At 73.3% G+C, this 13,444-nt stretch carries 12 protein-coding genes, 1 tRNA gene and 1 pseudogene; 6 read left to right on the top strand and 8 right to left on the bottom strand.

The window, feature by feature from the left end; all coding sequences use genetic code 11:
* The first annotated feature begins 229 nt into the window (after positions 1-229).
* The 3 genes from ABEB07_RS28615 to ABEB07_RS28605 all read left to right on the top strand — a co-directional run bounded on the left by ABEB07_RS28615 (position 230) and on the right by ABEB07_RS28605 (position 1,484).
* Positions 230-730 (top strand): YfbM family protein, encoded by a 501-nt coding sequence (locus ABEB07_RS28615; RefSeq protein WP_345670993.1) that lies wholly within the window; start codon positions 230-232, stop codon positions 728-730.
* An 83-nt stretch (positions 731-813) separates the two neighbouring features.
* The gene (locus tag ABEB07_RS28610; RefSeq protein WP_345670992.1) at positions 814-951 is read left to right on the top strand and encodes a hypothetical protein; all 138 of its coding nucleotides are present in this window, start codon (positions 814-816) and stop codon (positions 949-951) included.
* 203 nt (positions 952-1,154) lie between these two features.
* On the top strand, positions 1,155-1,484 hold the full coding sequence (locus ABEB07_RS28605) for a putative quinol monooxygenase (protein WP_345670991.1): 330 nt from the start codon (positions 1,155-1,157) through the stop codon (positions 1,482-1,484).
* Here ABEB07_RS28605 and ABEB07_RS28600 read toward each other — a convergent pair.
* From ABEB07_RS28600 to ABEB07_RS28585, 4 genes are all read right to left on the bottom strand, one after another.
* Positions 1,453-2,886 (bottom strand): Cys-Gln thioester bond-forming surface protein, encoded by a 1,434-nt coding sequence (locus ABEB07_RS28600; protein WP_345670990.1) that lies wholly within the window; start codon positions 2,884-2,886, stop codon positions 1,453-1,455. The genes ABEB07_RS28605 and ABEB07_RS28600 overlap by 32 nt on opposite strands.
* A 214-nt stretch (positions 2,887-3,100) precedes the next feature.
* Entirely contained in the window at positions 3,101-3,592 is a 492-nt protein-coding gene (locus tag ABEB07_RS28595; RefSeq protein WP_345670989.1) for a single-stranded DNA-binding protein, read from the bottom strand.
* A gap of 226 nt (positions 3,593-3,818) precedes the next feature.
* Positions 3,819-5,966, bottom strand: coding sequence for a GTPase (locus ABEB07_RS28590; protein WP_345670988.1), 2,148 nt, complete (start codon positions 5,964-5,966; stop codon positions 3,819-3,821).
* Positions 5,967-6,869: 903 nt separating this feature from the next.
* A complete protein-coding gene (locus ABEB07_RS28585; protein ID WP_345670987.1) occupies positions 6,870-8,474 on the bottom strand; it encodes a dynamin family protein in 1,605 nt (534 codons plus the stop codon).
* Positions 8,475-8,800: 326 nt separating this feature from the next.
* On the opposite strand from ABEB07_RS28585, the gene ABEB07_RS28580 reads away from it, so the two are divergent.
* Positions 8,801-8,876, top strand: a tRNA-Arg gene (locus ABEB07_RS28580).
* Positions 8,877-9,026: 150 nt separating this feature from the next.
* Positions 9,027-10,856, top strand: a complete 1,830-nt coding sequence (locus ABEB07_RS28575; RefSeq protein ID WP_345670985.1) for a TerD family protein — start codon at positions 9,027-9,029, stop codon at positions 10,854-10,856.
* 162 nt (positions 10,857-11,018) lie between these two features.
* Here ABEB07_RS28575 and ABEB07_RS28570 read toward each other — a convergent pair whose 3' ends face one another.
* Both ABEB07_RS28570 and ABEB07_RS28565 read right to left on the bottom strand, forming a co-directional pair.
* Positions 11,019-11,261, bottom strand: a complete 243-nt coding sequence (locus tag ABEB07_RS28570; RefSeq protein ID WP_345670984.1) for a hypothetical protein — start codon at positions 11,259-11,261, stop codon at positions 11,019-11,021.
* 150 nt (positions 11,262-11,411) lie between these two features.
* Entirely contained in the window at positions 11,412-11,681 is a 270-nt protein-coding gene (locus ABEB07_RS28565) for a hypothetical protein (RefSeq protein ID WP_164589256.1), read from the bottom strand.
* 371 nt (positions 11,682-12,052) lie between these two features.
* On the opposite strand from ABEB07_RS28565, the gene ABEB07_RS28560 reads away from it, so the two are divergent.
* A complete protein-coding gene (locus ABEB07_RS28560; protein ID WP_176149011.1) occupies positions 12,053-12,292 on the top strand; it encodes a chaplin in 240 nt (79 codons plus the stop codon).
* Positions 12,293-12,562: 270 nt separating this feature from the next.
* On the opposite strand, the gene ABEB07_RS28555 is transcribed toward ABEB07_RS28560, so the two are convergent.
* Complete coding sequence (locus tag ABEB07_RS28555) at positions 12,563-12,874, bottom strand: hypothetical protein (protein ID WP_009188672.1); 312 nt, start codon at positions 12,872-12,874, stop codon at positions 12,563-12,565.
* A 286-nt stretch (positions 12,875-13,160) separates the two neighbouring features.
* Positions 13,161-13,444 (bottom strand): annotated as a pseudogene (locus ABEB07_RS28550) (hypothetical protein); the annotation flags it as partial.

Raw genomic sequence — 13,444 nt, 5'->3', positions numbered from 1 at the left:
GGGCGGCCCGGAGATCTGTCCGGGACCTATCCGACGGTCGGGCTTCGTCGATGGCCAGGAGACGACCTGCCAGCGCCGGCCGCGCACAGCCTCTCTCGTATGGGCGTGGGCTCACCAGGCTGGACTCGGCTGCCGGTCTCGGCTGAACGCCGGTACCGGGCTGAATGAGACGGAAGCTGAGACGGTCCGTCCGGCGGTCGTTGTCAGTGGCCTCGCCTAATCTCCGGCCATGAGCATGATCGGTGAGTACCTGCGTGTCACGGCTGCTGAGCTCGGCCGAGCGATCCAAGACTCCGACTGGGCTCTGGACTTCGTAGAAGAGATCCAGGACGCCGAGGAGGAGACGGAACCCGCGCCGACCGAGGCGCGCCACTTCAGCACGTACAAGGCCTGGGGCATGCTCCGCTTCCTCCTGGCACGCGCCGAGTTCCCCGTGAACGTGATCCACGGTGAGGAGCCTTTCGCCGAGGAAGAGGATTGGGGCTACGGGCCCCCGAGATACCTGCGGCCCGAGCGGGTCCGGCTCGCCGCGGAAGCTCTGCGAGCTACCAGCTATGCCCAGCTCATCAGTGGTGTGGAGCCTGCTGAACTGACCGGCGCCGAGGTGTATCCCCTCGGATGGGATGAACCCGGCTCCCTGGAATGGGGGCGCCCCTGGTACGACGGCCTCGTCCAGTTCTTCGAGGCTGCTGCCAGCGGGGACGACGCGATGCTCGTCTGGCTGGGCTGACGGACCAAGGCAGCGGTGCACCCTCGGCTTGGGAAGCTGAGGGCATCTGGGGCCGGCCTGCGACGGAGCGGTGTCTTCGTCTGGTGAGTGGTCGACCCGAGTTGGCGCCCTTCCGGCCGACTCTTCCCGGCTTCGACGGCACGCCTGTGCCGCTGGCCAAGGCCTCCTCGGCCCCCGACCGCAACCCCTGGACGAAAACCCGTCCACCCAAGAAGCTGTGACCAGGTGCTTTTCCGTCGGCGACGGCGGCCGTACGGCGTTGCCGGCGCGAAAGGGCGACTCCGACCGGCGCGCGGATCCCGGCCTCAGCGGCTCCACGGCCGAGCGCCCACGACCGGTTCCCGAATAGGCCCCTGATGAACCCGGACACCCCCTAGCGTTGTGGTGGGCACGACGCCCGCTCGGCCGGCGGAGGAGGGTTCGGATGTTCGGGCTGTTGGTGCGGTTCACCTGCAAGGACGCCGATGCCGCGACCGCGTTCGACGAGCTGGTGGCGCGGACCGGGGAGTGCGTCCGTGCGCACGAGCCCGGGACGGTGGTCTACGCCGTGCACCGGGTCGACGGGCGTCCCCTGGAGCGTGTGTTCTACGAGCTGTACCGGGACGAGGCCGCCTTCGAGGAGCACGAGGCGAAGGACTACGTGCGCTTTTTCCTCGCCGAGCGGGACCGGTATCTGTCGGCCACGCAGGTCGAGCGGCTCGACCTCGTGTCCGGCAAGGGGGTCAGTTCTGAGGGGTCTTCTTCTTGCGGATGATGCTCAGGGCCGTCGCGCCCAGGACCAGGAGGCTGAGGCCGGTGGCGGCTATCAGGGGGGTGCTGTCCGTGCCGCCGGTTTCGGCGAGGTTGGGGGCGGGGGCCGTGCCGCCGGCGGTGGCCGGGGTGGGGGCGCTGAGGAGCTGGGTCTTCGTGCCGGTCTCGCTGCTCTGGGTGCGGCAGTCCAGGACGCCGGTGAAGCGCTGGGCGTAGCCGCCGGGGCCGGTGATCGTGAAGTCGTAGGCCTGGTCCTCCTGGAGCGGGACCAGGACCGTCCGGGCGGCGCGGGCCGGGATGCTGTGCTCGGTGCCCATCAGTGCGAAGGTGAACGGCTCGTCGCCCTTGTTGGCGGCCTGGATGTCCAGGCCGTCCTTCGCGCAGTTCTTGGCCGCGGACAGCGCCGGTATCGGGCCCTCGTCGGCCCAGGTGGCGTCGGCCGCCGCGGCGACCGTCGACTCGCTGGAACCGGCCAGGATCTGTGTCTGGCTGCGGCTGTCGGAGGTGAAGGCGCGGCCGACCGGCACGGTCGTGGAGGCCTGCACCGTCAGTTCGGTCGAGCCCTCCGCGCTGCCCGAGGCGTGGGACGTGTCGCCGCCGTCGCCCTTCGGCACGTCGAAGTACAGGCGGCTGCCGTCCTTCGCGGACGTCACCGGCTTGCCCTTCTCGTCGACGATCCGCACCCCGGCGGCGACGGCGTCGGCCGGCGGCGTGACCGTCACGCCCGCGGCGTTGGTGTGCACCGTCACCGGGCCGAGCCGCCGGCCGGGCCGGCCGGAGACGGCGGGCGGGTCCAGCGACAGGGACGCCTTGGGCTCGGCCAGGTCGCCCGCGCTGCTCTGGAGGTAGTCCGCGAGCTTCTCGGCCTGCGGGTCGACGGCGTCGACGTGCGCGCCGTCGGAGTAGCGCCAGATGGCCACCTGGGTGCCGGCCGCCGCGTCCTGCTCGGTCAGGTTCCCGACGCCCGCCTTGGCCGCCAGCGCCGCCAGGTCGTTCACCTGCGGGTAGGAGTTCTGGAGGATCCAGCGGATCTTCCCGGCGTGCTTGTTGGCGCCGAGCGAGGTGCCGCTCCAGGGCGTCTCGTAGTACCGGGCGTCCCGCTGCGTGGGGGTGCGCAGGTCGACACAGTACGTCTGGAGTGTGCCGCCGCCGTCCACGGACATCTCGAACAGGCCCGCGGACACCTGGTGGTCGCCGCTCTCGTCATGGACGACCGCCGCGCCGTACGTCTTCAGGCCGTCCATGGCCGCGGTGGCGCCGCTCTGGCTCTGCGGCTGCCCCTCGGCGGCGGCCGGGCCGGCGGCGGACAGCACACCGGCGGCGACGAGTCCGGACGTCAGGGTCACGGCGGCCAGCCGGGCCGCCGCTCTCCCCCGCGCGGACGGCGCAGAGTACGAAGCACACACAGAATTCCCCTTCGAGCAGGACCCGTTGACGTGGGGGTGCGGTCCCACCAGCAGAATCTCCGAGCTCAGAAAGCCACGTCGGCATCCTAAAGATCTCCCGCACCAGGGTTTGCTGTCAGATCGTCAGACCGGTGATCCGAATCGGAATCGTTATCCCGCCCGGACCGTCCGCCGCCCTCTCCGGTCCGGCCCATCCGGCCCGTCCGCCCCGCCGTCACGTCACCGCGACCGGCTCGCGCTCCTGGTGGTGAGCCGGTTCGGCGGCCGGGGTCTCCCACTGCGGTTCGGGCCGTTGCGCTCCGGCGTCCGCCTCCTGGACAGACCGGGTCGGCGCCGTGCCCGGGTCCTGCCTGACGGTGCGGCGGAAGGCCGCCGTACCGCGCGACAGGTCGTGGCCGATGGCCACCGCGTCGATGTCCGCCCAGGCGCGGCTGGCGCCGTCGCGGCTCTCCGAGCGCACCTTGAGCCTGCCCTGCACCACCACGGGGTCCCCCACGTTCAGCGAGGCCACGGTGTTCGCGGCGAGCTGGCGGTTGGCCCACACCGTGAAGAAGTTGGTGTGGCCGTCCGTCCAGGCGTTCTTCTCCCGGTCCCAGTAGCGCGCGGTGACCGCCAGCCGGAACCGCGCCGACGCGCCCGACTCGGGGTCGCGGTACATCGGCTGGGTCGCCACGTTGCCCACCGCGCAGATCATCGTCTCGTTCATCACAGAACCCCTCCCTCGCCCGGCCGTCCGGTCCGGGCGGGCATGCGTACGGGCCCGCCCCGTACGGCTGCGTCCGCCGCGCCGACCGCGTCCGTCGCGATCGCCGCGGCACCAGACTGCCGCCGCCGGGCCGGGCCCGCTGGGGCCTGTGGACCACCGCCCGCCTGTGGAAAACTCCGTCACCCGGACGGGCGACGACCGCTCCCCACCGTCGGAGCCGGACGGTTCACCGCGCCCCCGGCCCCGCCCCCGTCACCCGGGCGTACTGCTCCCGCACCTCCCGGTACCGCAGCAGCTCCGCCGCCACCGGGTCCAGGACCCTGGCCCGGCCGCACCCCGCCGCCGCCTCCCGCAACCGCCGCTCCGCCTCCTGCCCGTACCGCCGCGCCGGTCCACGGGCCGCGATGCGGCAGCTCCACTCCACGATCGGGCCGCCGACGATGCCGGCGATCATCAGCAGCACCGGCACCCACAGGTTCGGCGCCAGCACCCCGGCGATCTGGCCGACCAGCCACAGGCCGCCGACGACCTGGAGGATCGTCATCGAGGCCTGCGCCAGCACCGCGGCCGGCCACCAGCCGGGGCGCGGCGGGCGGCCCGGCGGCAGTCCGGCCCGCGCCGCCAGCTCGTCCAGCGCCTCGGGCAGCCCCTGCGCCCCGCGCACCGCGGCCTCGCGGATCGCCTGCGCCCACGGCGCCGGCAGCCCCGTCGAGGCCCGGTCGGCGACCGTGCGCACCGCCTGTTCGACGCGCTGGCGCGCGGTCGCCTCCTCGTCCGGCTGCGTGCGCACCGGGATGCGGCCGGTGGGAGGTTCGCACCGGTCCTGGCACCACCGCCACAGCCGCAGCCACGGGGTTCCGCAGGCCCGGCCCGCGTTGCGCACCCAGGCGCGTTCGGCCGCCTCGCCCGCCGCCACCGCGCCCACCGCGTCCGCGAGCCGGGCCGCGAACTCCTCGCGCGCCTCCTCGCTCAGGCCGACGCGCCGGCGCGTGGCGTAGACGGGGCGCAGGCGGTCCGCGGCCGCGTCCACGTCGGCCGAGATCCGCCGGCCCGCGGCCCCACGCTCGGCCACGAACTGGCCGAGCACCTCGCGCAGTTCGGGTACGCCGTCGCCGGTGAGCGCGGACAGCGCGAGCACGGTCGCGCCCGGCTCGCCGTGCTCCCCGAGGGCGATGCCGTCCTCGTCGAGCAGGCGCCGCAGGTCGTCCAGAACCTGGTCGGCGGCCTCGCCGGGCAGCCGGTCCACCTGGTTGAGGACGACGAACATCACCTCCGCGTGGCCCGCCAGCGGGCGCAGATAGCGCTCGTGGAGGACGGCGTCGGCGTACTTCTCCGGGTCCACCACCCAGATGACCGCGTCCACCAGTCCCAGGATGCGGTCCACGTGCTCGCGGTGCTGCACGGCGGCCGAGTCGTGGTCGGGCAGGTCCACCAGGACCAGGCCCCGCAGCTGCGGGTCGGCGTCCGGGCTCTGTACGGGGCGCCTGCGCAGCCGGCCCGGGATGCCGAGCCGGTCGATCAGGCTCGCCGCGCCGTCGCTCCAGCTGCACGCGATGGGCGCGGCGGTGGTCGGGCGGCGTACGCCGGTCTCCGAGATGGCCACTCCGGCCAGCGCGTTGAACAGCTGCGACTTGCCGCTGCCGGTCGCGCCCGCGATGGCGATCACGGTGTGCTGCCCGGACAGCCGGCGCCGCGCTGCCGCCTCGTCGAGGACCCGGCCCGCCTCGGCGAGGGTGCGGTTGTCCAGCCGGGTGCGGGAGAGGCCGACCAGCTCGCGCAGCGCGTCCAGCCGCGAGCGCAGCGGCCCGTCGTACGCGAGGGGCGGGGCGGGCATCGACCGGGTGACGCGAGGTTCGGCGGGGACGAGGTCGGTGGCGCCGGACTCGGTGACGCGGCGCGCGATCAGCCCGTCGTCCCAGACCCCGTCCGGCTCCCCGGTACGGCTGTGGCCGTCGTCGTCGTGCGCCCGCGCGTGTCCGTCGCCGTCACCGCCGCCGTCGCGCACGGGCGCGTGGTGCCCGTCGTCGTACGCCCGGGCGTGCTGCTCGCCGTCGCGTACGGGCGCGTGTCCGCCGCCGTCGCGTACCGGCGCACGCCCCTCGTCGTTCCGTACGCGCGCGGGGCGGCCGCCGTCCTGCACGCGCGCGTGCTGCTCGTCGTCCCGTACGCGCGTGGGGCGGCCGCCGTCCTGCACACGCGCGTGCCGCTCGTCGTCGCGTACGCGCGCGTACCGGTCCTCGTAGCGCGCGGGCGTCCTGCCGGACCCGTTCCCGGTCGCGCCGTCGCCCGTCCCGGCGGCGTCCCGCGCGGGTACGGCGGCCCCGCGTGTACGGCCCGTACCGGCGCCGCCCGGACCACCGGGGGTCCCCGACACGCCGCCCGCACTCCCCGACACGCCGGAACCTCGGAAGCCGCGGGCGCCCGTCGACCCGCCGGCACCTCCCGTACCGCCGGCACCCGAGCCACCGGCGGCCGAACTGCCTGACCTGGCCGGTTCTCCGTATCCGCCGCCCCCGGCGGGCCGCGCGGCCCGCTCGGAGGAGGGCCTGAACTCCAGCGGCCGTCCACCGCGCTCCGCGCTCCCCCGCCGCGCGCCGCCCTGGACGCGCTCCGCACCGCCCTGGGCAGCCTCCCCACCGCCCCGGCCACGCCGCGGCCCGCCCTGACCCCGCTCGGAGCCCGCCGAGCCCCGCTCGGAGCCGCCCGCGCTCCGCTCAGGGCTCCCCGCGACACGCTCGGCCACCCTCACCCGGGCGAACCCGGACCCCGTATGGGTGAACTCCGAGGCAGGCTGTGCGCGCCCCGAACCGGACGGCGCCCGCTCGGGCTCCGCGCCGCCCCGCCCCGTCCGCACACCGGACGCCACCGATCCCGCACCGGCCGATCCCGCACCGATCGGCCCCGCACTGTTCGGCCCCGCACCGTTCGGCCCCGCACCGTTCGGCCCCGCACCGTTCGGCCCCGGCTCCGGCCCCGACGACGGCGGGACGCGTTCCGCACCGTCCCCGCCGCCCTCCCTGCCGATCGCCTCCCCGCCGATCGCCTCCCTGCCGATCGCCTCTCCGCCCATCGCCTCTCGGCCCATCGCCTCCCGACCCTGCTCGTCCCGGCCCTGCCCTTCACAGCCCTGGCCGTGGCCCTGGCCCTGGCCCTGCCCCCGCCCTTCCCGGTCCTGACCTCTGCCCTCGCCCTCCCGGCTCTGCCCCTCCGCGACGACCGTGCCCTCCGTCCGGGGGGTGTGTTCCGTTTGGTCCTGATCAGTGACGGCGGTCACCGGTCACCTCTCCTTCAGCAGTACGGACAGCGCGGCGATCAGTTCGGCCTGGGGCTCCGGCTGCACTTCCATGGCGTCGAGCGGGGCCAGCCGGCGTTCCCGCTCCACGTGCATCACCCGGTCCAGATAGTCGGCGAGCAGCCGCCCCGCGCGGTCGCGCAGCCGCAGCGCGCCATGGGCGCCGATCCGCTCGGCGAGCCCCTCGCCGGCGGACCGTCCCCGGCGACCGCCCAGCAGCCCGGTGGCGGCCAGCGCGGCGACGACCTCGGGGTCCGGCGCGACACTGCGGTCCAGCTCGCGCACCTCGTCCTCGGCGTACTCCTCCAGCTCGCGCCGCCAGCGCCGGACGGCGAGCCCGATGCGGTGCTCGGAGCTCTCCACCGAGGGGGCGCGGTCGGCGAGTCCCGGCGAGGCGGCGGCCGGTTCGCGCCGCCAGGCGTCGTCGACGCGCTCGTCGGCGGCGGTGACGGCGCACAGCAGCAGCGCGCCCAGGCTCTCCACCAGCGCGTCGAGCAGTTCGCCGGCGGTGCAGTCCAGGGGGAAGGCCCGCCAGCGTTTCAGGGCGTCCCCGGCGAGCACCGCCCCCGACTGCAACCGGCCCCGCACGCGCGCGTACTCGCCGTCGTAGGCGCTGTCGACGGCCGAGGTGAGGCGCAGGGCGGCCGAGTACTGGGCGGCGGCGGCGCCGGCCAGTTCGGGCATCCGGGCCTTGAGCGAGTCGAGCAGTCCGTAGGCCGTGCGGGCCGTCGTGTGCTGCCGGGCGGCGGGGTCCTGCGCCTGCTGGGCGAGCCAGATCCGCAGCGGGGCCACGGCGGTGGCGGGCAGCAGCCCGCCTCCCCAGGCGGACTCGGGCAGTTCGGGCACCGTGAAGCGCGGTACGTCGCCGAGCCCGGCCTTGGTGAGCAGCGCGCCGTACTGCCGGGAGACCTCGGAGACGACCTGGTGCGGCACCCGGTCCAGCACCGTCACCAGCGTCGCGTCGTAGTCCTTGGCGGTGCGCAGCAGGTGCCAGGGGACGGCGTCGGCGTACCGGGCGGCGGTGGTGACCATCACCCAGATGTCGGCGGCGCAGAGCAACTCGGCGGCCAGGACGCGGTTGTCGGCGACGAGCGAGTCGACGTCGGGGGCGTCCAGCAGGGCGAGGCCGGGGGGCAGCGTGTCGACGGTCTCGATGCGCAGCACGCGCGGCGTGTCGTCGGGCGCGGGCAGGTCGTCGGCGGGTTCCTGCTGGGGGTCCCAGGCGCGCGCGAGGCCGGGCAGCACCCGCATGCCGCTGAACCAGTGGTGGTCCTCCGGGTGGCACACCAGCACCGGGTTGCGGGTGGTGGGGCGCAGCACCCCGGCCTCGCTGACCCGCCGTCCCACCAGGGAGTTGACGAGGGTGGACTTGCCGGCGCCGGTGGAACCGCCGATGACGGCCAGCAGCGGCGCGCCGGGGTCGCGCAGCCGGGGCACCAGGTAGTCGTCGAGCTGGGCGAGCAGTTCGTCGCGGTTGGCACGCGCGCGTGGCGCTCCCGGGACCGGGAGCGGGAAGCGCGCGGCGGCGACACGGTCGCGCAGGGCGGAGAGTGCGTCGAGCAGCTGAGGCCGTACGTCCAAGGTCACCACATGTGAAGAATGCCCAATTTTGAGGGAATTCTGAAGCATATGAGCATGCTCGCGTGCCGACAGAACAGATGGGGCGGAAGGGATCACTGGGACGCGGGCACAGGCCAGGCATAACGAGTGCACAACACCCGGTGCGCGAGGCGTGAAAAGCGATGCACGATTCGTACCTGCCTGCGATTATCGGGAGCGCTTCACCGAACCTCCACACCGAGCCACGGAGGCGGAGCAGCAGGGACACGGACCCGGGAGCCCTATCCTTGTCCCCGGCACCGTCACGGATCGGCCCGCACCGGGCACGACGACCGCGACCGAGGCCACCACACCAGGCCCCCGTAGCTCAGTGGATAGAGCAGGCGCCTTCTAAGCGCTTGGCCGCAGGTTCGAGTCCTGCCGGGGGCGCCACACCCGTACGACGTCCGCAGCCCTCCCCCGGGAGGGTTGTCTTCTTGGTGGCCCGAAGGCCCGGAACGGTTTCCAGGAAGTCCAGGAAGAGGGGGAAAGATCCGGCTTTGGGGTTGAAGTGGCGCTCACGTCCGGATCATCCTTGTCGTCATGCCCCTCGCCGCCGCGCTCGACGTGTCCCATCTGCCCGACTACGCGCACGACTGGGCTCTGGTCGATGTCGAGACGTCCGGTCTGATCGCCCGGTGTGACCGGATCCTCTCCGTCGCGGTGCTGACTTTCGGACCGGACGGGGTCCAGACCGGCGAGTACTCCACCCTGCTGAATCCGGGCTGCGATCCCGGCCCCGTGCACATCCACGGCTTGACCGCGGAGCGGCTCGACGGCGCCCCGGCCTTCGAACAGGTCGCCGGGCGGATCGGCGCGCTCCTCCAGGACCGCGTCATGGTGGCCCACAACGCGCAGTTCGACTACGACTTCCTCGCCCACGAGTTCGCCCGCGCCCGGCTCCACCTCCCCGTGAACCAGCGCCTGTGCACCCTCGCCCTCAACCGGCGGGTGGAGCCGCCCGTCGCCGACCTCAGCCTGGCGTCACTGGCCGCGCATTACGGCGTGCCGCAGACCAGCGCCCATGACGCACTGGACGACACGCGCGTCCTTGCCGGAATCCTCCGGTCCTCCCTCGCCGAGGCGGCACGGCTGGACGTCCCGCTGCCGCTGGTGCCCTGCCCGCCCCGGCAGAATCCGCAGTTCGCGCCCAATCCGCCGAAGACCCCGTGCGCCTACCGGAATCCGGGCCGCCCCGCGCCCGGCGGTCCGCTCGTCCAGGGCATGAAGATCGCCATCACGGGAGAGACCGCGACCTCCCGGGCCGAGCTGGTGGCCCGGGCCGTCGCCGCCGGCCTGAACATCATGTCGTCGGTCAGTCGGCACACCAGCGCTCTCGTCACCAACGACGGGGCCTCGGGCTCGGCGAAGGCACGGCGCGCGATCGCCGAGGGGATCCCGATCGTCGACGAGCACGCGTTCCTCAAGCTGCTGGGAGAGGTGCGCCCCGGCACACCGCACGAGAGTCAGCCGGCGAGGAGAGTCCCGGAAGCCACGACGCCTCCGGTCACGCCGACGCCGTCCCCGGACGTGACAGCGACCGTCGCCGCCGTACCGGCCCCGAGGCGGCCCGAGTCCACACCGTCCGCCAAGCCGTTCGGCCGTCGGCGGGTACTGGTTCTGGGCGGTACGCACGTGGAGGCGTCCGCCGCCCGGACCAGGGTCGTCGAGCTCGGTGGCGCCGCCGCGATCAACCTCTCGGCGAGCGTCACCGACATCGTCCTCTTTCCGGGGGGCGAGCTCGACCGCCGCATGACCCGCGTCTCCTTGTTGGGCCTGCCGGTCCGCGCGCCTTCCTGGCTCGGCGCCCTCTCCTGCGAGCCGGCCGCCTCTCCCGCCCAGGACGGTGCGACGGCCGACGTCCTGCCGCGCGGCGGGGTCATCGATCTCCCCACCGCCGGCCGCTGGTACGTGAGCGCCTCCTGGGGGCAGCAGACGAACTGCGAGATCGACGTCGTCGCCTTCGTCCTCGACGAGGACGAACAGGTCTCCTGCGACGAGGACTTCGTTTTCTACGGCGCGCCGGAGAGCCCCGACGGAGCCATCCGCCTGCTCTGCGACGGCCCGACCGAGCAGACCGTCGCCGTCGACCTGGCGGCGCTCCCACCGGCCGCCCGCAGGATCGCCGTCGCCGCCGCGATCGACGGAGCCGCCGCTTTCGGGGACGTCGGAGCGGTTCAGCTGAGCCTCGCCCCGGGCATCGACGCTCCGGTCGCGGCCCAGGCCACTCTGGACGCCGCCACCAGCGAACGCACCCTGCTCCTCGCCGAGATCTACCGCCGGGGCCCTCGGTGGCGCTTCCGCGCGGTCGGCCAGGGCTACGACCACGACCTGGAGACCCTCGTACGCGGCTACGGCGTAGAAGTGGAGTGACCCTCGTCCCGCCCGGCGGCCACGCCTGGAGCCCGCGCGATCACGTGCGCGCACGCCGACGGCCGGGACCCGTGGGGGTCCCGGCCGTTCTTCGCTGCGCGGACAGGCCTGAGCGACGGATGCCGACGTGAACAAGGGCGCCTCGGCCGCCCCGGCCGGGCGTCAGGAGCTCTTGCGCTTGATGATGATGGTGCTGCTGCAGTCGACGTGGCCGCCACCGGAGCAGTGCTGCGACTGCACGCAGGTGATGGCCCTGTTGCCGTCGTCGACGCACCTGCCGGAGACGCCGCCTCCGGTGGAGTCGCCGTCGTGGGCGGAGGCCTGGGTGGCGCCGAACCCGATCAGAGCAAAGCCGCCCAGGATTCCGGCCGCCGCGGTTGCCGCGAGCTTCTTCGTAATGAGCATCTACCTTGTTTCCTTATACGGTCGACCCGCCGCGCGCGGCGGCGAAGTCGCTCCGAACGACAGGATCGGCCGACGTGCCGACCCGGCTCGGGGCCCGGACCGGGGGTCCGGGCCCCGACGCCTGCTTAGATCACCCGTGGTGGGGGATCGTCAGCCGAAGCTGAGGGTGGAGGGGCAGGTCACCGAGGTGGCCTTGCCGACCGGGTTGCCGACGCCCAGAACGTTGGCGGCAACACCCAGGTCCTGGATGTTGACGAGGCCCTGCTGAGTGTCGACCTGACCCGTGCAGGTCTGGCTCTGCTTGCTGTCGACCTTCAGACCACCCTCGTCGCCGCCGTGGGCCTGGGCCGCACCGGCACCGATGAAGCCGACGCTGCCGAGCATGGCCACAACGACAGCGGCCTTCTGGAACTTGCGCATTACCTCTCCTTTTTCATGTCACTACAGTCCGTGATGGACTGATCACTGACAGTCGTCAGCGTAGAGGGTTTTCGTAGGTTTTGACAGTCGAAACGCCCATAGGCGCAACATTCCTGAAAAGTCAGCTTCGTGACAGTGTCGCAACCGCCGTCCGCCGACACCGGAACCACCGCCGCGAACGTCGTCCGCCGGCGCCGGAACCACCGTCCACCCGACACAAGAACTGTCATCCACCCGGCGAAGCAACCCTTCCCCTTCAAAAGGGGTGATCCAGGGATGTTTGCCGTGACCGGTTCGCGGTTGCGGCGTTGAAGGGGCAGTGCGGTCGCGCGTCCTGCTGCCGCACTCCCCGAATCAGCAAGGAGAAAGTGATGTCTCGCATCGCGAAGGCCGCCACCATCGCCCTCGGCACGGGCGCCGTGGTGCTCGGCGGAGCCGGTCTCGCCGCGGCGAACGCGGGCGCCGAGGGCGCTGCGGCGCACTCGCCCGGCGTCGCGTCCGGCAACGTGGTCCAGGTCCCGGTTCACGTGCCCGTCAACGTGTGCGGCAACACCGTCAACGTGGTCGGCGCCCTCAACCCGGCCATCGGCAACGTCTGCACGAACAACTAGCCACCAGCGGTACGGCTGTGACGACTGACGTGCGGTGACGGACAGTCGGTCCGAGCGCCCGGTCGGGGACTCCCCCGGCCGGGCGTTTTCCGTGCCCGGCCCTGCGTACGGTCCCGCGTCCGCCCTCCCCCGCGTACGGTCCCGTGTCCGCGTCCGCGCGGACGCAAGCAGCCAGAAGCAGACGGAGGCAGACGGAGGCAGACGGAAGGGGCGGCTCCCGGATCGTTCCGGGAGCCGCCCCTTCCGACGACGTACGGCGTGCTGCGCGTCCTACAGCGCCAGGTCGCCGTGCATCGGCTTGGCGTCCTGGAGGGCGGTCGTGGCGTCCTTGGTGGTGTGGTGCAGCGGGCGGGCGTCGTTCAGGGAGTTGGCGGCCTCGCGCGCCGTCTCGACGAGCGAGCCGCTGGTCCCGGTGTGGATCACGTCCGACTGGTGGTCCAGCGGGGCCACCTCGACGGGAAGCTTGGAGTTCAGGTGGCCGCTGAAGCCCGCGGACGCCACGTCGGCGGCGAACGCGGGCCCGCCGACACTGGCGGCGATCAGGGACCCGGCAACGATGGCGGCAGCCTTCAGGGACTTCATCGTGTTCCTTTCTTCGGCGACGCGAGTCGCCGGAGGGTGAGTCTTCCGCCGTGCCTAACGAGCCCGGGCCGGGGCGGAAACCGGAGGCGCCGAAGATTGCGAGTCCTCATATGAGATCTCTGAATGACCGGTCGCCCGGCCGGCTGGACGACCGGTGAGCGACCCATTCACGGCCGGTCGGAGGCGGAACACACCGGTACAGAAACGGTCGTGGCGCCGGCCACGGGGGCCGGCGCCACGACCGGAGGAGTTGCGCCGTACGGCGCTATGCGACCGGCTATGCCGCTCACGAGGCCGGCGACAGGAGCGCGGACGGCAACGAGGACGGCAGCGAGATCGCGGGCAGCGTGACGGCCGAGGTCACGGGCTCCGAAGAGGCGGACGAGGCGGACGAGGTGTCGGTGGAGGACGGCGTCGCGGAGGCGGCGGAGTCGGCCGGGGCCGTGGTCGCGTCGGCGGTCAGCAGGCCGGTGACGAGGCCGGCCACCTGGGTCAGCAGGTCGGTGACGACCGCCTGGACGTCGCCGAGGCCGCCGGTGACCGCCTGCACGAGGTCGTCGATGGCCTTGT

This window comes from Streptomyces similanensis, assembly GCF_039543625.1.
Lineage (GTDB): Bacteria > Actinomycetota > Actinomycetes > Streptomycetales > Streptomycetaceae > Streptomyces > Streptomyces similanensis.
This window is presented reverse-complemented; position numbering and strand designations above follow the sequence as displayed.